Annotated in this window: 19 protein-coding genes and 1 pseudogene; 16 read left to right on the top strand and 4 right to left on the bottom strand. The window is 43.4% G+C overall.

Translation table 11 applies throughout. The features are described 5' to 3' along the window. The first annotated feature begins 225 nt into the window (after window positions 1-225). Window positions 226-1,785 carry a murein biosynthesis integral membrane protein MurJ gene (gene murJ, locus ACJVC5_RS01945; protein WP_408097699.1) on the top strand — a complete coding sequence of 520 codons (1,560 nt, stop codon included), beginning with the start codon at window positions 226-228 and terminating at the stop codon, window positions 1,783-1,785. 80 nt (window positions 1,786-1,865) lie between these two features. Beyond that, window positions 1,866-2,309, top strand: a complete 444-nt coding sequence (locus tag ACJVC5_RS01940; protein ID WP_321394026.1) for a hypothetical protein — start codon at window positions 1,866-1,868, stop codon at window positions 2,307-2,309. 12 nt (window positions 2,310-2,321) lie between these two features. Here the strand turns inward: ACJVC5_RS01940 and ACJVC5_RS01935 are convergent, their stop codons facing one another. Beyond that, complete coding sequence (locus ACJVC5_RS01935; RefSeq protein WP_408097698.1) at window positions 2,322-2,906, bottom strand: hypothetical protein; 585 nt, start codon at window positions 2,904-2,906, stop codon at window positions 2,322-2,324. 204 nt (window positions 2,907-3,110) lie between these two features. Here ACJVC5_RS01935 and ACJVC5_RS01930 point away from each other — a divergent pair, with 204 nt between their 5' ends. Then, window positions 3,111-5,417 (top strand): hypothetical protein, encoded by a 2,307-nt coding sequence (locus ACJVC5_RS01930; RefSeq protein ID WP_408097697.1) that lies wholly within the window; start codon window positions 3,111-3,113, stop codon window positions 5,415-5,417. Between the two features lie 61 nt (window positions 5,418-5,478). Here ACJVC5_RS01930 and ACJVC5_RS01925 read toward each other — a convergent pair whose 3' ends face one another. Then, window positions 5,479-5,898, bottom strand: coding sequence for a hypothetical protein (locus tag ACJVC5_RS01925; RefSeq protein ID WP_408097696.1), 420 nt, complete (start codon window positions 5,896-5,898; stop codon window positions 5,479-5,481). Between the two features lie 85 nt (window positions 5,899-5,983). On the opposite strand from ACJVC5_RS01925, the gene uvrC reads away from it, so the two are divergent. Beyond that, window positions 5,984-7,861 (top strand): excinuclease ABC subunit UvrC, encoded by a 1,878-nt coding sequence (gene uvrC / locus ACJVC5_RS01920; protein WP_408097695.1) that lies wholly within the window; start codon window positions 5,984-5,986, stop codon window positions 7,859-7,861. On the opposite strand, the gene ACJVC5_RS01915 is transcribed toward uvrC, so the two are convergent. Further along, window positions 7,858-8,067 (bottom strand): hypothetical protein, encoded by a 210-nt coding sequence (locus ACJVC5_RS01915; RefSeq protein ID WP_321394013.1) that lies wholly within the window; start codon window positions 8,065-8,067, stop codon window positions 7,858-7,860. The two genes, uvrC and ACJVC5_RS01915, sit on opposite strands and share 4 nt — an antisense overlap. Window positions 8,068-8,171: 104 nt before the next feature. Between ACJVC5_RS01915 and ACJVC5_RS01910 the strand changes: the two genes are divergently transcribed. Genes ACJVC5_RS01910 through ACJVC5_RS01900 form a run of 3 tightly spaced genes read left to right on the top strand, consistent with a single transcriptional unit; the run spans window position 8,172 to window position 10,940 of the window. Continuing rightward, window positions 8,172-9,020: a uracil-DNA glycosylase family protein gene (locus ACJVC5_RS01910; RefSeq protein ID WP_408097694.1), complete on the top strand. Its 849-nt coding sequence runs from the start codon at window positions 8,172-8,174 to the stop codon at window positions 9,018-9,020. Window positions 9,021-9,079: 59 nt separating this feature from the next. Next, window positions 9,080-10,225 carry a SpoIID/LytB domain-containing protein gene (locus tag ACJVC5_RS01905; protein WP_408097693.1) on the top strand — a complete coding sequence of 382 codons (1,146 nt, stop codon included), beginning with the start codon at window positions 9,080-9,082 and terminating at the stop codon, window positions 10,223-10,225. 1 nt (window position 10,226) lies between these two features. Further along, on the top strand, window positions 10,227-10,940 hold the full coding sequence (locus tag ACJVC5_RS01900) for an N-acetylmuramoyl-L-alanine amidase family protein (RefSeq protein ID WP_408097692.1): 714 nt from the start codon (window positions 10,227-10,229) through the stop codon (window positions 10,938-10,940). 39 nt (window positions 10,941-10,979) lie between these two features. On the opposite strand, the gene ACJVC5_RS01895 is transcribed toward ACJVC5_RS01900, so the two are convergent. Continuing rightward, entirely contained in the window at window positions 10,980-11,606 is a 627-nt protein-coding gene (locus ACJVC5_RS01895) for a hypothetical protein (RefSeq protein WP_408097691.1), read from the bottom strand. A 143-nt stretch (window positions 11,607-11,749) separates the two neighbouring features. Between ACJVC5_RS01895 and ACJVC5_RS01890 the strand changes: the two genes are divergently transcribed. The 9 genes and pseudogenes from ACJVC5_RS01890 to ACJVC5_RS01850 all read left to right on the top strand — a co-directional run bounded on the left by ACJVC5_RS01890 (window position 11,750) and on the right by ACJVC5_RS01850 (window position 18,730). Next, window positions 11,750-12,712 carry a hypothetical protein gene (locus ACJVC5_RS01890; RefSeq protein ID WP_408097690.1) on the top strand — a complete coding sequence of 321 codons (963 nt, stop codon included), beginning with the start codon at window positions 11,750-11,752 and terminating at the stop codon, window positions 12,710-12,712. Window positions 12,713-12,772: 60 nt separating this feature from the next. Then, window positions 12,773-13,552 carry a DsbA family protein gene (locus tag ACJVC5_RS01885; protein ID WP_408097689.1) on the top strand — a complete coding sequence of 260 codons (780 nt, stop codon included), beginning with the start codon at window positions 12,773-12,775 and terminating at the stop codon, window positions 13,550-13,552. Between the two features lie 229 nt (window positions 13,553-13,781). Further along, window positions 13,782-14,324 carry a flagellar basal body-associated FliL family protein gene (locus ACJVC5_RS01880; RefSeq protein WP_408097688.1) on the top strand — a complete coding sequence of 181 codons (543 nt, stop codon included), beginning with the start codon at window positions 13,782-13,784 and terminating at the stop codon, window positions 14,322-14,324. 41 nt (window positions 14,325-14,365) lie between these two features. Next, entirely contained in the window at window positions 14,366-15,373 is a 1,008-nt protein-coding gene (gene fliM, locus ACJVC5_RS01875) for a flagellar motor switch protein FliM (RefSeq protein WP_408097687.1), read from the top strand. Window positions 15,374-15,489: 116 nt separating this feature from the next. After that, window positions 15,490-15,744: pseudogene (gene fliN / locus ACJVC5_RS01870) on the top strand (flagellar motor switch protein FliN); the annotation flags it as partial. Window positions 15,745-15,772: 28 nt separating this feature from the next. Beyond that, entirely contained in the window at window positions 15,773-16,927 is a 1,155-nt protein-coding gene (locus ACJVC5_RS01865) for a flagellar biosynthetic protein FliO (RefSeq protein ID WP_408097686.1), read from the top strand. Then, window positions 16,927-17,670: a flagellar type III secretion system pore protein FliP gene (gene fliP, locus ACJVC5_RS01860; protein WP_408097685.1), complete on the top strand. Its 744-nt coding sequence runs from the start codon at window positions 16,927-16,929 to the stop codon at window positions 17,668-17,670. The genes ACJVC5_RS01865 and fliP overlap by 1 nt, the downstream gene beginning before the upstream one ends. An 8-nt stretch (window positions 17,671-17,678) precedes the next feature. Beyond that, window positions 17,679-17,951, top strand: coding sequence for a flagellar biosynthesis protein FliQ (gene fliQ / locus ACJVC5_RS01855; RefSeq protein ID WP_408097684.1), 273 nt, complete (start codon window positions 17,679-17,681; stop codon window positions 17,949-17,951). Then, complete coding sequence (locus tag ACJVC5_RS01850; RefSeq protein ID WP_408097683.1) at window positions 17,951-18,730, top strand: flagellar biosynthetic protein FliR; 780 nt, start codon at window positions 17,951-17,953, stop codon at window positions 18,728-18,730. Before fliQ ends, ACJVC5_RS01850 begins: the two co-directional genes overlap by 1 nt. The last annotated feature ends 7 nt before the right edge of the window (window positions 18,731-18,737 follow it).

Raw genomic sequence — 18,737 nt, 5'->3', positions numbered from 1 at the left:
TACGATTGTAACGATGTTTACGCTAACATCAACTGGCCTGTATGAGAGAGAAAGTCAGAGGAGAGTAGAGTCAAAAAGGAACTCACTCAGGTGCTTCTGAGAAATTCATCACTTGCCCCGACGCGAGATAGGGGCGAAATAGGACCATTTCCTGAGTGAAAAAGTTTAAATTCTTCTCTATTCAAAAATTTCACTTCGAGCGAGAATGCTTTTCATAGGAGTTCTATGTCTGTAATCCGTTCTACCATCAAGATGGCGATTGCCACTTTTTTCTCTCGTATTTTTGGCCTTGTAAGAGAACAAGTTATGGCCGCTTACTTTGGTGCTAGTGGAATGACCGATGCATTCTTAGTGGCCTTCAGAATTCCGAATCTTCTTCGTGATCTTTTCGCTGAAGGTGCTTTCTCCTCTGCATTTGTTCCGACTTTCATTGAGGCCAATCAAGAATCGTTCGAGAAGAGTAGAGAGCTCATGTGGTCTCTCTTCTGGTTGTTGTTCTTTATTACCGGAACTGTTTGTCTTGGAATTTTTATCTTCGCTCCTGAGCTTGTGAGCATCTTTGCTCCGTCATTCACTAAAGATCCTGAAAAATTCATCGTCACCGTGAATCTCACTCGAATCATGGCGCCGTTTTTAACTTTCGTTTCATTGGCCGCTTTATTCATGGGAGTGCTTAATTCACTTAAAGTGTTCTTTGTACCGGCCTTCGCTCCGACTTGGTTCAATATCGTGAGTGTGATTTGTCAGGTTGGATTAAGCGGACTCCTCTATAAAAATGGTTATCACCCTATTTACTCTCTAGGGATTGGGGCGATGTTGGGTGGTTTCGCTCAAGCGGCTGTTCAGGTTCCAAAGCTTATTCAGTTTGGTTACAAACCGATGTGGCCTAAAAAGTTTTGGACCGATCGTTCAAAGAAAATTGTGAAACTTATTGGACCAGGGCTCATTGGATTTGCGGCGGCCCAGATTAATATTCTTATTACCACTATTCTTGCTACTCCGATTGTGGGTGCGGTTTCATGGCTTAGTTACAGTTTCCGTTTGTTTCAATTACCGGTAGGGATTCTTTCAGTTTCGATTGGCAACTCGAACATGGTTCACTTTTCGGAAGCATGGAAAAAGAAAGATGTAGATGGTGCCAAGGCCTCACTTCAACAAAGTTATTATCTTTCTTTATTAACGGTGATGCCTGCACTTGTGATGCTTTATTGTTTGTCAGAGGAAATGATTAATCTCATTTTTGAGCGCGGGAAGTTCACCCATGTAAGTACACTCATGACGGCCGAAGCGCTCAGAATGTATGCGTTGGGTCTACCGTTTTATGGTCTTTATAAAATTTTGGTCCCAACTTTTTACGCTCTAGATCGTCAGAAGATCCCTGTGATGGCCTCAATTTTTTCCATCGCATTTAACATCTCTTTTTGTTTACTCCTGACCCCCATTTTCGGATTTAAAATTTTGGCATTAGGGACGACTTTGTCGGTGCTCGTGAATTCATGCTTCCAAAGTTGGGTCCTCAAAAAGGATCTGAATCTTTCCTGGAATTTCTTTTTTTCCCTCAGAATTTGGAAGGTTGTAGGGGCAACTGTAGGGTGTGCAGTCATCACTGAGACACTCCTTAAAGTTGAATTTTTCTCTCAACCATTCATCACTAAATGCTTTTATTTAGGGGTCCAAATCCTAGCGATTGGAGCACTTTATGCTACTTTTCTCCTCTTGATGGGGGAGCGTGCAGCAGTCAACGCGCTCCTTAGTAAAGTCACAAAAAAGTTTCGAAAAAAGTAAAATAAATCAACGCTTTAACTTGTGCCGCAGGGACTTTTTAGTTATCCTGAATTGGTAATACCTATTTAAGGATGTTTTTAATGAAAACAGATTTTGAAACGCTTAAAGCGCTCTCGACATACACAATCAACCACCTAAAGCAGGCAGAGATGATTGAGTTCGCAGCAGACTCTCGCGCGGATCTGATTGAGGCCTTAGCAACTGAATACGGTGTAAGCTTTGCAACTGATGAGAACATCAAAGAGCAAGCGATTGAAGAAGTAGAAGAAAAGTTTGGTGATGATATTCCTGGTGACATTACTGAAACAGAAATGTTTAACCACGCTCGTAAAGAAATCATCAAATCATTTAATGGTGAGAACATTGGTGGTCTTTATCTTATGGAATCTCTCCATAACATCGCTATCCGCGTGAAGAACTTCCTTCTTACTAACGATCTGATTGAAGACGTATTCTCATCAGACGAAGAGCTAATTGATTTCGTAATTGATAAAATTCGTGGATTTGCGCCAAAGCGTAACTAAGGTTTATCAGGACTAAGATTCACGGATGAAACTTAGTTCTGCTAGACTCTCTTCAAAGTATGGTCCTTCGACCAATCCATTTAATACAGAACTTCTACTTTCAAAGATAAAATAGCCAGCATCATTCTGACTGCGCATTAAATAGATGTCATAATAGATACGATCGACGACATTTTGTGAGGCCTTGCCTTCAACTCGAATGATCTCCTGAAAGTATTCCTGAATTTCTGAATCACGAAAAAGTACCCGTGAATCAGTTTCAAAAACCACGTCCATATCAAACTCAACCTTTTCCAGATCGAGCTTTTCTTCCAAGAGTTGGGGGAGTGCTTTGCCATGATGTTGTGGATGATAAGTAAAATTGGCGTACCAATCATATCTTGTGTCAGTTCGTTCAAAACGAAGCTGTTCTGGAGTCTGACCCACGATGGTCCACCAGTTCGGGATCATTAAAGAGAGGTTGGAAAACTGCACCTCATAGGACTCGTCTTTGAAAGTGGACTTTTCTTCTCCAATGATTTTCAGGGTATAGAAGGCCCCTCCTATTAAAGAGAGGAGAATAAGCCATTCCCAGATGTGGTTAAAAAAAATATCCATAACGTCCTGAGATTATAGCAACCGAAAGAAAGTTTCTAGTCACTTTAAAGGCTAAAGTTCTGCCGGCTTTCTTCCGAAACTTATACGACGTTCTGGGTCCTCGTTGGACATTTTTGCCTAACATAGTCCCAAACTGATCAAGTGTTATGATGATAAAAGGTAATTTTCCCTGGGTAGGGAAATCAAATATTGGGTAGGACATCTATGAATAAGTTTATCCCTCTTTTTTTAGGACTAATGATCCCTCTTTCGAGTGCAATGGCGGATTCATTCACCGATGAAGCGGTCGAATTCTGTCGCTCAAAGGGTGGTGCCTACTCCATGGGTACAATGCAAGAGCAAGGGGATAAATACTGTCGACAAGTGACATGTAAAAAATCGAATGCGGCCGATGGTCGTTTACAAATTCCTGAAGGTGCCACGGGCCCTGAAGCAAACGTAGAAGCAACTAAGCAAGTGTGTGTGGCGAAGTCTATCGTAGATGGTAACTTCAATACAAATGGAGCTGGTAACTCTTCTGGTTCTTCATCGGGTTCTTCAAGTGGATCATCATCGGGCTCAACTTCTGGTGCAACATCTGGTTCGGCCTCTGGCGCATCTTCGGGTGCTGCTTCTGGTTCAGCATCTGGCTCAGCTGCAGGCTCTGCGGCCGGTGCTGGTGGTTCAGGCGGTAGTGATGCTGTTTACTGTGAAGAGCTAGAAGGTGAAGGCCGACTTAATCCGGGTGATCTTTGTTATTCTGAGTGTAAGCCTAAGCGTGACTGGAAGACTCTTTGGACACAAAAGAAAGAAGGGTTCGAGAGAAAGTCATGTGTAGAGTGTCTTCTTAAATATCCTGGCGTTTATAAAGTTAAGCGCGAATATCTTCCAAAAGATAAAGACGGAAAAGTCATCGGTGATAGCAGTGTTGGCCTTGGTAAAGGTGTGACTGTTAAAACTGGTGTGATCGTATGTAAAGATGCTTCTGGTAAAATCGTTTCTGTGACTGGTTCAGCTTGTCCATCTGGTATGACTGTTCATGCAGCAGGTGGTGCTGGTTCAGGTGGTAGCACAATCATCGTAGGCGGCGGAGCTACAAGTGGTATCGCTGGCGGCGTTGGTGGTGGTATCAATATCGGTGGATCAATTGCTGGTGGTGTAGGAGCTGGTGGTCGTGGTGATAACCGTCCTGCATACTGTATCAATCCAACTAAGAAAAAAGATTTCGAAATGTGTGAAGAATGGATGCGTCTTAACAGCCGCTTCGAATGTTCTTCAGGCGGAAACTTGGCCGCATGTACAGGTGGTGCTAGTGGGGAAATCATGGCCCGTTATAGCACAACTGATTGTGTGAACTGCGGAGTTGGTTCTCGTAAACAAAGTACTCTTTCAGGAATTGCAGAAATTGTTGGTGCTGCGGCCCCAATCGTTTCAACTGGTCTAGGTGCATACTTCGGTTATAAATCGCAGAAGGCATGGGCCGGTGCTGCTGAAGCTGGTTTCGAGCAGTGTCGTCTTGCTCAACAAGATTACATGCAATACTTACAAGCTAACGAGCTTCCAGGTCTAACACCTGCACAGCAGGCGAGTATGAACTGTAACGGTTACGGCCTAGGCGGTTATGCTGGTCTTGGTGGTGGTCTGAACGGTTGGTATGGTGCTGGTTATACTCCGGGTTTCATCGGCGGTATGATGGGTCCATGGGGTGGTTATAATCCATATCCAGGCGGCGGTATTGTTGGTGGTGTCGTTGGAGGAATTGCTGGCGGTGGCATGTACGGTGGTATGGCCGGCGGAGGAATCTACGGTGGTGGCATCTATGGTGGCGGCCTATACGGTGGTTACAACTCTGGTATCGTAGGTGGTGCAGTAAACGGTATCTCAATTGCCGGCGGGATCAATAGTGGTCTTAACGGTGGTATCTACGGAGGCGGACTTTACGGCGGTGGTATGTACGGTGGCGGTCTATATGGCGGCGGCCTATACGGAGGTTACAACTCTGGTATCGCTGGTGGTGCTGTAAACGGTATCTCGATTGCGGGTGGTATCAATGGTGGTCTTAACGGCGGTATCTACGGCGGCGGACTTTACGGCGGTGGTATGTACGGTGGTGGACTATATGGTGGCGGAATGTACGGTGGGTACAACGCTGGTATTGCAGGTGGTGCTGTAAATGGTATCTCGATTGCTGGTGGTATTGCTGGCGGCGGACTTTACGGTGGTGGTATGTACGGTGGTATGAATGGTGGTTATATTGCCGCAGGTAACGTAGGCGGCGGTTACTATAATGCTGGTATTGCCGGTGGATATTATGCGGCCGGTGCTGGCGGCGGTATGTACGGTGGCATGAATGGTGGTTATATGGATCTAGCAAACAGCCAAAATGCTGCTAACTACGATCGTATGCTACAAATGCAAGGTACTGGATTCCAGATGGGAGCTCTAGGTGGTTCGGCCGCTTATAACCCAATGAACGCTGGTATGTCTCTGAATGCTGGTATTGGAATTGGCGGGTCATTCGGAGGTTGGTAATAAATAAACCGAAAGACTAACGTGTAGATAAAAAAAAAGGGAGCTCTTAAGCTCCCTTTTTTTATTGTTTGTTGTGAACCAATGTTTTGATTTCATGACGGAAGATCACTTCGATTTTGTCATCGACAACCTTCTCAACAATACCCGGACCAAATTTTACGTGATCAATGATGTCACCTTCAGTGAACTTGCCATCCATTGCATATGGAGTAGATTTCTTTTTGGTGTTAGACATCTTTTCCATCCAAAGATCAGATACAGATACAACTTTTGAAGGAGCAGTAGAAGTTTTCTTTGTCCTAGTTTTATTCTGCTTTGAAGATTGAGAGGGATCTTTAAAAGATTGAATAGTATTGCAAGTGTTACACTTAACTTTTGCAATATGCTTTGAATCCTTCATAGCAACGATGGTATGACCAAGGTTAAGTTTACATTTTGTGCAATAAGAAAGCACATCCTTGCCTACCGTTAACTGAGACATATTTTTCCTTTTAGTTTAGACTCGAGAGAAGAGGACGACCTAAACATTATAGCGTTAGTAGGTCGTAACGTAAAGCGAAGTCCCTATGAAGAAGCTCGACGAATTACTTGATAAAGCCCAAAGCCTGCCGCAAGAAGCAGGTTGTTACTTAATGAAAGACAAGAATGGTCGGGTGATCTATGTTGGCAAGGCCAAGCGACTTCGTTCAAGAGTGACTTCATATTTCAATCAATCAGCTAAGGGCTTGAAGACAGAGTACATGGTCAATCATATCGATACATTCGATTTTATGATTACCCGCTCTGACGCTGAGTCCTTTGTTTTAGAGAATAACCTGATTAAAGAGCATTCACCCAAATACAATATCCGACTGCGGGACGACAAAAGTTATCCTTATCTTCAAGTTAATTGGAATGAACCTTTCCCAAGGCTTGAATACGTCCGTCGACCTAAGAAAGGAAAAGGGAAGGAACTCTTTGGGCCTTATCCCCCAGGATCCAATATCTCAATGATTATGCGAGTCCTCAGTAAGTCATTTGGGCTTCGTGATTGTAGTCTCAGTGAATTTAAATCTCGCAAGACTCCGTGCCTTCTTTATCAAATGAAGCAGTGTAGTGCCCCATGTGTTGGTTATAGAACTGCGGCCGATTATGAAAATGACATTCAAACTGCCATTGGTTTTTTTCAAGGCCCTATTAAGGCCAAAAGAACGATCAATAAGCTTGAAGAAAAAATGATGGCATACGCTGAATCCGAAGAGTTTGAAATGGCCGGAGTGATCCGTGATCATATTCAACTCCTTCAGGATTTTCTGGATAAGTCTTATGACCAGAAAGTGGAGAGTATTCAATCTGAAAAGAACATTGATGTATGGTCATACTGGAACGGTGATGAAGAGGTGGACATTTCTCTTTACATGATTCGTTCAGGTCTTCTTCTAGGACAAAAGAACTTCCATTTTGTAAAAGGCGAGTTGATTGAAGAACTCGTGGATGAGGTTCTTCAGAAAATCGTTCAGTACTACTCAGATCCGGAGGAGATGAGTCCTGACATGGTGGTGATGGACTTTGAAGAAGAGGAAATCAAAGACGTATCATCTGCTCTACAAACTTTCGGTGAGATGAAAGTTCTTGGTATCTCTAAAAAGTATTTCCCTCTAATCGCCATGTGTAGAAAGCACGCAGAAGAGTCTCAACGAGTTCGTATTGCCAATGCAGATAGTGTTTACATGGGACTTCATAAACTTCGCGAACTTCTGAATATGAAAGAGCGTCCGCGGATTCTTGAATGTTATGATGTGGCCATCTGGCAGGGACAATCACCAACGGCCTCGCAAGTTGTATTTGAAGAAGGAAAACCAAATAAGAAAAAGTACCGCTATTATCATCTTGAAACAAGGCCCGAAGGAAATAATGACTTTGCCATGATGAGAGAGGTCATCACTCGTCGAATGGACAATGGTGATCTACCGGATGTGTTAGTGATTGATGGTGGAGTGGCACAAGTTAATACCGTCACGGCGGTTTTGCGTGAACTTCAAATTGAAATGTGTGTGGTGGGAATTGCGAAGAGTCGGGAGCTGACTCGAGGAGATTTTAAATCGGTCGAGATTGATCGCTCTGAAGAAAGACTCATCATCCCGGGAAGAACGAATCCTTATATCTTAAGCAAGTGTCCGCCACTTTTCAAAATCATTGTGAGCATGCGTGATGAGGCCCACAGATTCTCGCGTAAGCTTCATCATAAAGCAGAATCAAAACGTGTGTTATCAACTTGGTTAGATGAAGTGAAGGGTCTAGGGGATGAAGCGAAGAAGAAGATTCTCGCTCAACTCTCAATGTCTCAGGAAGAGCTTAAAGCTTATACGGTGAATGATTTGATGAATTACTTTGGCATAAAAACGCCTCATGCAAAAGCGCTTTGGACGCATTTACATGAGGACGATGTGGAAGTCGAAGATTAGTTCAGAACGTGAATTACGCGACGGTTACCGCAACCACAATCCATACAACGAGCGGTTTCCTGTACCAGAAGATTTTTATAATCTGGCATATGAGATAGAAGAAGCTTTGAACCGCAGACTTTGCATTCATCCATGGTTTTTTTCACTTGCTCGGCCCCGCCAAAGTACTCTTCAAAACTCTCAAATTTAAAATCGATATCAGACATATTGTGCTCCTCACTCTTACAAAAGTCTTTTCGGCGCTCTGGAAGTGGGAGTTTAAGAGATTTTAAGGCTAGGAAATAACGTTCACTTTATGCTAAAAGAGGGTATGGACGACCTGTTTAAGCAAAAATTATTGACCCTTCGGAACCCTCCGATTGCCAAAACCTTCGGGGACGCCCTGATGGGAGAAACTAGTTGGCTTAAAAAAAGTCCGTCTGTCATAACGCCGGCAAAACCAATTGTTCCTGCTAAGGAAGCTTTTTCTGAGAAGGCCCAGGTGATTGAGTCTCTAGAAAGATTCGCTCAAGAAAAAGTCGAGGAATCAGGCCATAACGTTTTCAAGATTGATGGTGGAGAAATTCGAGTGAAGGCCGAACCAGGTTGGGAAGGTCTCCAGCATTTTCAGGATCTCACTGCTTTAAAATCGGCCCTTAAATTAGATCCGCGCGTCCTTGATATCATCCTTAAAAATAAGACCCAAGACTCAGTAAAGGCCATTTTTGTGTCTGAAAAGTTCCGTCAATGGGACGAGCTATCAGCTGAGCTTAAATCGGGCTTTATTGATGAATTAATTGTGGGCTTTCCGCTTAAGACTGCCGAGCTTTTTGAGCGCATGATCATGGCCATGAAGTTAGTTCCTTCAGAGGTCATCATCTATCCGGTGGAAGGAACAGATGAAAGTGATTATTCTCACGAGGTCATGGAGATTGCTTCTTTCTTCAAACCGGAAGTAATTATCACGTTGGGGGCGAAAGCGACCCAAAAAATACTCAAGTCAAATGATCGACTATCTATGGTTCATGGCCAGTTTTTCACTCGTAAAGCCGGCAATCAAAGCACATTTCAAATAGTTCCATTGTTCCACCCAAGCATTATCGAAACCAATCAGAACATGAAGAAAACGGCCTGGGCCGACATGCAAAAAATCATGAAGCATCTAAAAAAACTCCCATGAATTTCTAGAATTTAGGTATGATGGAGGGGGTATTTTAATTTCCAAGGATAAGGGAATTAATGTTAAAAACAGGAAGTTGCTTCTTTCTTTTGCTTTTTACAGCATCGGCGTATGCTGCTGTCCCGTCCGTTAAGGTCTTAATTGCAAAGTCATTAAAGAGAGTTGTGGTTGAAGGAATGGATCTTCAGAAGACCATTCATACTCAACATCGTAAGCAACAATACTCAGGTCGCAAAACCATCGCATTTAACTGTAATCCCTCTGCATCTAAAAGCAAGGCCCAGATGCCTAAGAATCCACTTCTGGTGGCCTCTTTAAGCTCTCCTACGGGACTTGTTTCATGGGGAAAGCATAAGTATCAGGGTGAGCTTCAGCTGCTCACAAATCCGGGCCAGGAAAGCTGTGATCTTGTGAACCTGATTCCGATGGAAAATTACATCACGACTCTTCTTTCAAAAGAAATGAATGGCACCTGGCCAGTTGAGGCGCTTAAGGCCCAGGCCGTCGCTGCTAGAACTTATGCTTATGATCGAATTAAGAAGGGCATGGGACTGGATAATCCGGACAAGCTTTATCACTTAGAGTCTTCTGAAAAAGACCAGGTGTCGGGAACGTTTCACGACATCACAGAGAAAACTCTTAAGGCCGCGAAAGAAACAAATGGGATGATTCTTGTGGGTCCTTCTGGAAAGATTGCTCCGGCATTTTTCCACTCGAAATGTGGTGGTAAAACTCTACGCCCTGATCAAGTTTGGGGTGGTGTAGAGGAAGGTTATCGTTCAGTAAATTGTACGTTCTGTCAGAAGACAGGAATGAAGGATTGGAACTATCAGATCAAAGGCCAGAAGCTCACATCTATGGTGGATCAGGTTTTAAAGCGCTACTACGCTGATGAAATTCAGGGATCAGAGGTAAAACTTATGCCTGACTCTTTGGCGAACTCAGAGCTCAGAATGTATGTTGGTGATCGCCTTCACATTATTAAAAAGTCCTATTTAAGAAATCTTGCTGGCCGAGAACTTCTTCCATCGAATAACTTTATTGTGTCGATGAAGAACAAAGAATTTATGGTCAAGGGTCATGGTTATGGACATGGAGTTGGTTTGTGCCAACTCGGTGCTTTGGAACTGGCCAAACGTGGTTACGATTATCGCCAGATTCTGTCTTTCTATTTCCCTCGACACCGTTTGAAGAAAGCTTACTGATATGAAATTTCTCTCTCTCTGTTTTCTGTTATTCTCCTGTTCCGCTTTTGCGAAAGTGGTCTTGATTGATCCTGGTCATGGCGGGGAAGAAGTGGGCGCAGTTGGACGTCTGAAACAGGGAAAAGTTTATGAGAAGGATTTGTCTCTAAGACTCTCGAAAAAAATTAAAGATGAACTTTCAAAACACACATCAACCTATTTGACCCGAAGTATTGATCGAACAGTGAGTTTACAAGAAAGAGCGGACCTCGCTGATCTTGTGAAGGCGGATCTCTTTCTTTCCATTCATTTTAACTCCTCAACTAATTCTCAAAGCCACGGATTTGAATTGTATTATCTTGATAACAATTCAAATGTGGCCGCCAATAAGGTTGAGCGAGCAGAGAACTTAAACCTCAAAGGTGAAGAGCTGATTGTGAACCAGATTCTGGTGGATCTAGTGGTTCAGCAAACTGTGACTCATTCTCGTCAACTAGCTTCTCTTGTTCACGAAAAAGTAAGACCGGTGATCAGGCAGTATAGAATTGATGATCGGGGAGTTAAACCGGGATTGTTCTATGTTCTTGCTCTCTCAAAACGGCCAGGGCTTTTAGTTGAAGCAGGTTTTGTTTCTAATCCAAATGAGCTTAAAAAAGTGAATGAAGAAAAATATCTGAATGAACTAGCTCGCAGTATCTCGGCCGGAGTCTTGGCCTTTATCAACGCCCAAAAATAAAAAAGGGAGTCCGAAGACTCCCTTTTGGTATCTTAAAAATTACATGCAATAAGGTGTGAATGGCTGTCCTGACATATAAGCACCGAACGTCATTTCACGGAATTCTGCAGTTCCACCGCCGGGGAAGATAACTGTTGCTTTAGTTAATTGCTTAATCCCTGGACATCGAGCAGAAGCTGAACCAAAGCCAATGTTAACTAGTTGGCCTTGCCCTGCACTTGTGAATGAACGAGGACACATAAAACCTACAAAAACTGGAGGCTGACCAGTGGCCTGTCCCACTACCATGGCGACATCTCCGAATGAGGTAACACCAACGTGATAATCACCCGGTGAAACTACAAATGGGGTATTCGTTAAAGGGATTGAAATCGGAAGTCTTGCAACTGCGCCTGTAGAACTACAGCGATAATTTGAAACAAGATTATAAACAACCGGTGGAAGGTTCGTAGGGGGAATAGTCGTTCCAACACCATTGTAGCCTTGGCCATAAGGGTTGTTCCAGTTATAGCCACCAGTAGTACCTGGATACCCTGTGTAGCAGTTATAGTTTCCGTTGGCTCCGCAACTATAAGAAGATGATTTGCCTGATTCATTGTCCTTCCCGCAGGCCACTAACATGGCAAGAAGAGCGACATTCAACAAACATAGACCAAGCGATTTCATGATAAGACTCCTTCGTCTTAAACGATTCTCGTCAACCTATCGGGCAGGAGTAAGCTTCACTTTAGGTTTATTTTGAACTTGATCAGGTTCATCAGGCAAAAAAGCTCAAAAACTGCCTAGTTTTAAGACTTTAGATTTAACTTATGATGGAAGGAATGCTGGCCAAATTCTTAAGGTCTCCTATCCCTGAAATCAAAAGGGTCTTCAAAACTGAAGACAGTCGATTCATTGTGTCTGTGGGGCTCAAGGTCTCGGCCATCTCTTTTTTCATTAACCTTTTTATTTACTACTTTCTATTTCAAATCATGCGACTGAATTTTTACTTTTTCCGAGCGCATGGTTCACCGGAACTTTTAGACCAAAGTTTGTTCTTTGATTCGATCATAGGTGAGGCAGTAGATAATCTTCCCTTGTTGTTTGCGTATCATATCTTTCTCTTCTTTATTGGGACCTATGTCGGATGGCTTATTCTTCATCCGTTCCGCAGAATTGGAGAGTATTGTGAAAATGTTCTGGAGAATCCCAACACCATTTATAAAGTAGAAGAATTTAGCACCTATAAACTTCTGACTCGTTTTTCAGAGTTCTTCTTTGAGTTCCTGCGAGAGTCAAGGAAGAAAGGCGTGATCGTCACTCATAGTATTCCTCCTCAATTTTCAAAGATTCACAAACCGGTGGCAGACAAGATCTTCATGCTTCACTTTGGTCTCTTGATGGTGATCATTGGAATCAGCAGCGCTGTCTTTATTACAGAGAATTCTTCCTCTGTGTTCACTTCGATGGTGGAACTTGCCACGAAGACTCTTTCAAATGATAAGACAGTGAACAGATACTTCAGTGATCAGATGTATGTTCTAGACGATGTGGTGGTAATGACTATCATGCTCATTGCTGGCAGCTATATCCTGCTAGGGATCCACCTTTATGCGAAAGTATCAGGGGCCGCTTTTGGAATTTTCTCTACAATGCGGGCCTTCATGAAAGGGAACTATAATAGTCGGGTACATCTTGTTGGTTATGCATACATCCGGGACTACACCAGAAAGCTCAACAAATACCTCGATTACATTCAAAATAATTTGGCCAAATCTGAGAGCAAAGATTGAAAACGCCTTCCCATGTGATAATTTATTAATGATCCAAACCTACGCTAGAAAAGGAATGACATGAAAAGAATGATGCTTCTTGCAGCTGTGCTTGTTGTGGCCTCTGCTTGTACTTCGAAAGACGATCTAAAAAAAATGATCAAGGAAAACCCTGAAATCATCACTGAAGCTATTGAAGCTAATCCAAATAAGTTCATTGATGCTCTTAACAACGCTGTGAAGGCCGCTCAAGAGGGCGAAGGCAAGCGTCGTGAAGAAGAGGAGAAGAAAGCTCTTGAAGAGTCTTTCAATAATCCTCTTCAAGCTGAAATCCGTTCGGACGAAAGCTTCCGTGGAAATAAAGACGCTCCAATCACGCTAGTTGAATATTCTGATTTCGAGTGTCCTTTCTGTTCTCGTGGCTACGGCACAGTGATGGAACTTATGAAGAAGTATGAAGGTAAAATCCGTTTCGTTTATAAGCACCTTCCACTTAGCTTCCACCCACAAGCTATGCCAGCTGCTCAGTACTACGAAGCCATCCGTCTTCAGAGCCCAGAAAAAGCTTGGGAATTCCACGATGCGATTTATAAGAACCAACGTGCTCTTCAAAATGGTGAATCATTCTTAAAAGCTGAAGCTAAGAAACTTAAAGTTGATATGGCTAAGCTTGAGAAAGATGCAAAATCTGAAGCAGTTCAGAAGCGTATCGACGCCGATATGGCCGAAGCTGCGAAGTTCGGTTTCCAAGGTACTCCAGGCTTCCTACTTAATGGTGTGCCTGTTAAAGGTGCTTACCCTACAAGCCACTTCGATGGTCTGATCGAAGAGCTTAAGAAGCGCGGTAAAATCAATATCTAATCTCTAACAAGATCTGATAATAGAGGCCCGGTCGTAGTACCGGGCTTTTTTTTGTCTGTTTACATCTAAATAAACAGGCAATAATTACCTGGGGTCAAAGTGCCAACTACGAAACCCAGTTTTTCGGCAAAATATTCCATACAGAACACCACATTCTTGATTCAAATCCCAATGGAAGTTATAATTTTGACAAGGCCCCAGGAAGGGGCATTTTCCCGTAAAGGTAACAATGGCTGAAGAAAATAAACCAGGACCGGTTTCAAATCCTAGTAGTAAAAATCCATTACTAACTATCCTCATGATCGTTAACATCGTTGCGATGGGAACAGTGGCATTTTTCCAATGGCGCTTCATGGAGATGGAAGCAAAACGCCCTGACCTTACTCAACTCCTAAAAGAAAAAGACACTCCTGCAGCAGCAGACGGTGAAGCAGCTGGTGAACAAAAGCCAACAGAAGTTGTGAAGAAAGAAAATCTTCTTCCACTTGATAGTTTCACAGTGAATCTTGCTCAAGGTGAGGGTCCACGTCGTTACGTTCGTCTCGATGCTGTTCTTAAAATGAGTGATGATGCTAAGGCCCCCGAGTTTGAAGCTCGTAAGCCGCAAATTCGCGACACTATCATCAGCATTTTGAACACGAAGAGAGCGGATGATCTTCTTAAGAAAGAAGGGAAGAGCTACTTAAAAGAAGAGATTAAAGCTTCTATCAATTCATTTTTGGTTGATGGAAGAGTGGAAGATATTTACTACATCAGCTTCCAAATCAACTAATTAGCAGGATGCTTTTTGGTTAAGTCCCAGGAGGGGAAAGCATGGCCCAAGTATTGAGCCAAGACGAAGTAGACGCGTTACTTAATGCCGTTAATGATGATGGTGATACTAGTTCAGCGTCAGCTGCTGATTCTGGTGGAATGGATGGTTTCGGAGAAGTAGAAGAATCTGATGCCAATATTCAGCCCTATGATCTCACCAACCAAGACCGGGTTATTCGTGGACGAATGCCTATTCTTGAGATCATTTATGAGCGCTTCATCCGTCAATTCCGTGTGTCGCTTTCAAACTCTCTCAGAAAGATTTCGACCATCTCAATGATCTCGACAGATCTATTGAAGTTCGGTGAATTCGTGAACACACTCCCGATCCCATCGTGTATGTGTATCATGCGTTTCAATGAACTTCGTGGTCCAGCTCTGATCGTATTTGAATCAAAACTAGCTTACGCCATCATTGACTCATACTTTGGCGGTACTGACCGTCCATTCACAAAGATTGAAGGGAAGGAATTCACTTCAATCGAGCTTTCATTCATGAGACGTGTGATGGACATGGCCATTAATGATCTTGAAGAAGCATGGGCACCAGTTCACAGAATCGACGCTCAATACGTTCGTACCGAGATCAACCCTCAGTTCGTGGGTGTGGTTCCTCCTTCTGACGTTATTATCACGACAACATTCGAAGTCGAGTTTGAATCTGCTTCGGGAACCATCATGGTGGTCATCCCGTACTCAACAATTGAACCAATTAAACAGAAGCTCTCTTCAAGTTATCAAACTGATAACGATGTGGTGGACACTCTGTGGACACGTTCAATGCAGGAGCATGTTCAGCACGCTCAAGCAACAGCAGTTGTTAAGCTAGGTGAGACTGAAATGACGATCGGTGATCTGATTGGTCTGCAGGTAGGGGACATTATTCCTCTGTCTCAGGAAGTTTCAGGAGAGCTGGATCTCGAGATTGAAGAAGCAAAAAAATTAAAATGCCTGATCGGTGTCTACAAGGGCAACCGCGCAGTACAAGTCACCCGTAGAATTACATAAAAGGAAACACTCATATGGCGTCAACTGAAATGTCAGACAACAACAAAGATGCTATTCGCGAATTAGCGGATCAGATTAAAGCGGGTGATGATGCTCTTAATAAGCTCAAGGTTCAAAACCTAGACTTCATCTTAGACATCCCACTGAAAGTGAGTGTTGAGCTAGGTCGCGCGAAAGTGATCATTAAAGATCTTCTTCAACTGGGCCAAGGTTCGGTTTTAGAACTAGATAAGCTCGCTGGTGAGCCGCTGGAAGTTCTGGTAAATGGCAAGCTGGTTGCAAGAGGCGAGGTTGTGGTGGTGAACGAGAAGTTCGGGATCCGTCTAACAGATATCATTAGCCCACTCGAGAGAATTGAGTCTTTGAAGTAAGTTCTGGAAACTAGAAAGGATGATGGTTATGAATAGGAAGTTCATTACATTAGCACTCGGAACCATGGTGACTTTAGGTGCCCAAGCTGGGGTCAAAGTGACGTCTGTGGATCTTAAAACAAGCGGTGCCAACGGATATGTAAATATTGCTCTGGACGGCCGTTCTAACGAACTCCCTGATATGCGTGTTTACGGTAAAACAATCGAAATCACACTGACTCAAGCAGATGCCTTTAATGGTTTCTCTAAGACGGTGAGTGGTGCAATTCTTTCGGCAAATGTTCTCAATGGTAAGGCGATCGTAAAAGCGGTTCTTCCTTATAACATTGATGCAGATGGTGTGAACCTTGGCTGGAAAAATAAGAATATCGAAGTCGTTTTCCCTCGCGGAAAAGTAGAGAAGGCCGCGCCTGTAGCTGCGAAAGCAGAAGCGACTCGTCCTGCAAAAACTCCTACCGCTCCAGCTGCACCTGCAGTTGAGAAAAAAGCTGAAAACAAAGTTTCAAAAGATCAGTTGAATGAGGACTACCTTAATAAGCTGATGAATGAAAGCACTGCCAAGGCAGAAGCGGCGAAAGCGGAGACAAAGAAAGACGAAGTAAATGTGAAGCAAGCAGGTATCGCTCGTGAGGCAACTCCAGCGGCGACTCCGGCCCCAATTGCTAAACCTGCGGATAACTTCTCATTCGCTGGATACGCGGCGAAGTTCACTGTGTTCCTGGCCATGGTACTAGGTCTTTTCTACGGTGTAGTACAACTTCTTAAGAAGGGCGTATTTAATCGTGGAAAACTTGGTTTCTTAAATAACTCACAGATGATTCAGGTTCTTTCGACGACCTATGTGGCGCCTAAGCGTTCACTGATGGTGGTGAAGGCCCATAAGCAAATCTTCCTTGTTTCGAACTCTGAGAGTGGCATTCAGTTTCTTTCGGAAATGACAGACACAACAGGTCTTATCAAAGAAGGAGAGAAGGAAGTTACAGGAACAAACTTTGATTTAAATCTTGGTTCAGTTGAAGCGCAAGCTCAGGAGCCCGTATTCAAAATCAAAGAAAACATCAATGAATCAACTCCGGTTCCTGAAGAGAAGGGCATTCAGGCCCTCACTGCTAAGGACATCGTGAAGTTTTCAGATGAACTCAAGAAGAAGGCCAAGAAGCTTAAGCCGATTGAGTTCAACTAATGAATAAGTTTTCCAAGTTAGGTTTAGGTTTTGTATTGTTGGCCGCAGCTCAATCGGCGTTTTCCCAATCGGCGAATCTACCCGGAGTCGCTGTAAACTTTGGCCAAGGAACTAATCTTGTCGACACACTCGAAGTATTACTTCTCTTTACAATCCTTACCCTCGCTCCAGCAATTATTATTCTTTGTACTTCTTTTACTCGTATCGTAGTGGTGCTGTCGTTCATGAGACAAGCTCTCGGAACGCAGAACATGCCACCGAACCAACTTCTCATCGGGTTCGCACTTTTCCTTTCGATCTTCGTGATGATGCCGACAGGGAAATCAATTTACGAGAACAGCCTTAAGCCGTATCAGGCAAAACAAATTGATGCGACCAAGGCGCTTGAAGGCCTGGAAAAAGATCTTCGGGCTTTCATGCAGAAGCATGTTCGTAAAGCAGATATCGGCCTTTTTTATGACGTAACAAATGCGGCGGCCCCATCAGATATCAATGCAGTTCCGACTCATTATCTGATTCCTGCTTTCATCATTTCAGAGCTAAAAACAGCGTTCCAGATTGGATTCTTGCTTTATATCCCGTTCATCGTGCTCGACATGGTGGTGGCGTCAGTTTTGATGGCCATGGGGATGATGATGCTTCCTCCAATGCTGGTTTCGATGCCGTTTAAATTATTACTTTTTGTATTGGTCGATGGTTGGCAGTTAGTAACCGGTGCCATCCTCAGATCATTTAATACTTAGGAGATCTCATGGAAAATGAATTTGCCATCGAGGTAGTGAACCAGGCCATTAAAGTGACCCTGATGCTTTCAGCTCCTATGCTACTAGGCGCCTTGGTAGTCGGTGTTCTCGTGTCGATCTTCCAGGCCGTTACTCAAATTAACGAACAAACCTTATCTTTTATTCCTAAAATCCTTGTGGTTATTGCGGCCCTGGTTATCTTCAGTCCTTGGATGATGGAAACCATGGTGAGTTACACTCATGAGCACTTCACAAGCATTCCGGAACTAATTAGGCGTTAATGAACGTAACGATTTCGGATCAAGTCGCCTTCTTGGCCTTTTGGCTGAGCTTTGCCCGCTGGTCAGCGGTCTTAATGCAGCTTCCGCTGTTTGATAACGTTGCTGTTCCTAACTTAGTGAAAGTTCTTTCTGCTTTTACCATCTCATTTGCTTTCTTTCCTGATCTTCGCGGCACACTTGTTGCAGAAGTTAATTTCGTCGGCGTGGACCACATCTGGATTCTGATGATGTTCCATACATGTACCGGCCTAATTATTGGATTTTTGGTGAAATGTATTATGAGTCTATTCGTAGCAACCGGTAGCATTCTGACCCAACAGATTGGCTTCAACAGTGTCAGTTACTTCGATCCAAGTCAGGGCCAACAAATTGGTCCTTTTGAAAGATTGATTGAGTGGACACTCTTAATTTTGGTTCTTTCTTCTGGAGCATTGGTTCCAATGTTCAAAGGAGTGTTTCAGTCTTTTTTTTCTGTCAATTTCTTAAATGCGGACAAAATGCTGAAAACCCCGGAATATTTCGTGTTATTCTTTAAGTCGGCATTCAGTGCTTCAATCCTTCTAGGGGGACCACTGATTTTTGCTAACTTGCTGATGAACCTTGTTATGGGGATCGTCGCCAGAACAGTTCCGCAAATGAACGTTTTGATGGTGAGCTTCGTGGTGAACATCGGCATGGGACTTCTTCTCTTCTTAGGAATAGCAGAGGAGTTTTTCCAAGTGAGTTATGACTTATATATCGAAAAATTAGGTGAATGGTTTCAATTCCTTTCATTCTAATTAATCC

The sequence above is a fragment of the Peredibacter sp. HCB2-198 genome, assembly GCF_045999315.1.
Classification (GTDB): domain Bacteria; phylum Bdellovibrionota; class Bacteriovoracia; order Bacteriovoracales; family Bacteriovoracaceae; genus Peredibacter.
This window is presented reverse-complemented; position numbering and strand designations above follow the sequence as displayed.

What these genes read in the sequence shown, in the direction of transcription:
- fliP (WP_408097685.1), top strand. Translation starts at nt 16,927, where the DNA reads ATGAATAAGTTTTCCAAGTTAGGTTTAGGTTTTGTATTGTTGGCCGCA.
- ACJVC5_RS01900 (WP_408097692.1), top strand. Translation starts at nt 10,227, where the DNA reads ATGAAATTTCTCTCTCTCTGTTTTCTGTTATTCTCCTGTTCCGCTTTT.
- murJ (WP_408097699.1), top strand. Translation starts at nt 226, where the DNA reads ATGTCTGTAATCCGTTCTACCATCAAGATGGCGATTGCCACTTTTTTC.
- ACJVC5_RS01905 (WP_408097693.1), top strand. Translation starts at nt 9,080, where the DNA reads ATGTTAAAAACAGGAAGTTGCTTCTTTCTTTTGCTTTTTACAGCATCG.
- ACJVC5_RS01865 (WP_408097686.1), top strand. Translation starts at nt 15,773, where the DNA reads ATGAATAGGAAGTTCATTACATTAGCACTCGGAACCATGGTGACTTTA.
- ACJVC5_RS01895 (WP_408097691.1), bottom strand. Translation starts at nt 11,606, where the DNA reads ATGAAATCGCTTGGTCTATGTTTGTTGAATGTCGCTCTTCTTGCCATG.
- ACJVC5_RS01910 (WP_408097694.1), top strand. Translation starts at nt 8,172, where the DNA reads ATGGACGACCTGTTTAAGCAAAAATTATTGACCCTTCGGAACCCTCCG.
- ACJVC5_RS01850 (WP_408097683.1), top strand. Translation starts at nt 17,951, where the DNA reads ATGAACGTAACGATTTCGGATCAAGTCGCCTTCTTGGCCTTTTGGCTG.
- ACJVC5_RS01930 (WP_408097697.1), top strand. Translation starts at nt 3,111, where the DNA reads ATGAATAAGTTTATCCCTCTTTTTTTAGGACTAATGATCCCTCTTTCG.
- fliQ (WP_408097684.1), top strand. Translation starts at nt 17,679, where the DNA reads ATGGAAAATGAATTTGCCATCGAGGTAGTGAACCAGGCCATTAAAGTG.
- ACJVC5_RS01935 (WP_408097698.1), bottom strand. Translation starts at nt 2,906, where the DNA reads ATGGATATTTTTTTTAACCACATCTGGGAATGGCTTATTCTCCTCTCT.
- ACJVC5_RS01915 (WP_321394013.1), bottom strand. Translation starts at nt 8,067, where the DNA reads ATGTCTGATATCGATTTTAAATTTGAGAGTTTTGAAGAGTACTTTGGC.
- ACJVC5_RS01890 (WP_408097690.1), top strand. Translation starts at nt 11,750, where the DNA reads ATGATGGAAGGAATGCTGGCCAAATTCTTAAGGTCTCCTATCCCTGAA.
- ACJVC5_RS01940 (WP_321394026.1), top strand. Translation starts at nt 1,866, where the DNA reads ATGAAAACAGATTTTGAAACGCTTAAAGCGCTCTCGACATACACAATC.
- ACJVC5_RS01925 (WP_408097696.1), bottom strand. Translation starts at nt 5,898, where the DNA reads ATGTCTCAGTTAACGGTAGGCAAGGATGTGCTTTCTTATTGCACAAAA.
- uvrC (WP_408097695.1), top strand. Translation starts at nt 5,984, where the DNA reads ATGAAGAAGCTCGACGAATTACTTGATAAAGCCCAAAGCCTGCCGCAA.
- ACJVC5_RS01880 (WP_408097688.1), top strand. Translation starts at nt 13,782, where the DNA reads ATGGCTGAAGAAAATAAACCAGGACCGGTTTCAAATCCTAGTAGTAAA.
- ACJVC5_RS01885 (WP_408097689.1), top strand. Translation starts at nt 12,773, where the DNA reads ATGAAAAGAATGATGCTTCTTGCAGCTGTGCTTGTTGTGGCCTCTGCT.
- fliM (WP_408097687.1), top strand. Translation starts at nt 14,366, where the DNA reads ATGGCCCAAGTATTGAGCCAAGACGAAGTAGACGCGTTACTTAATGCC.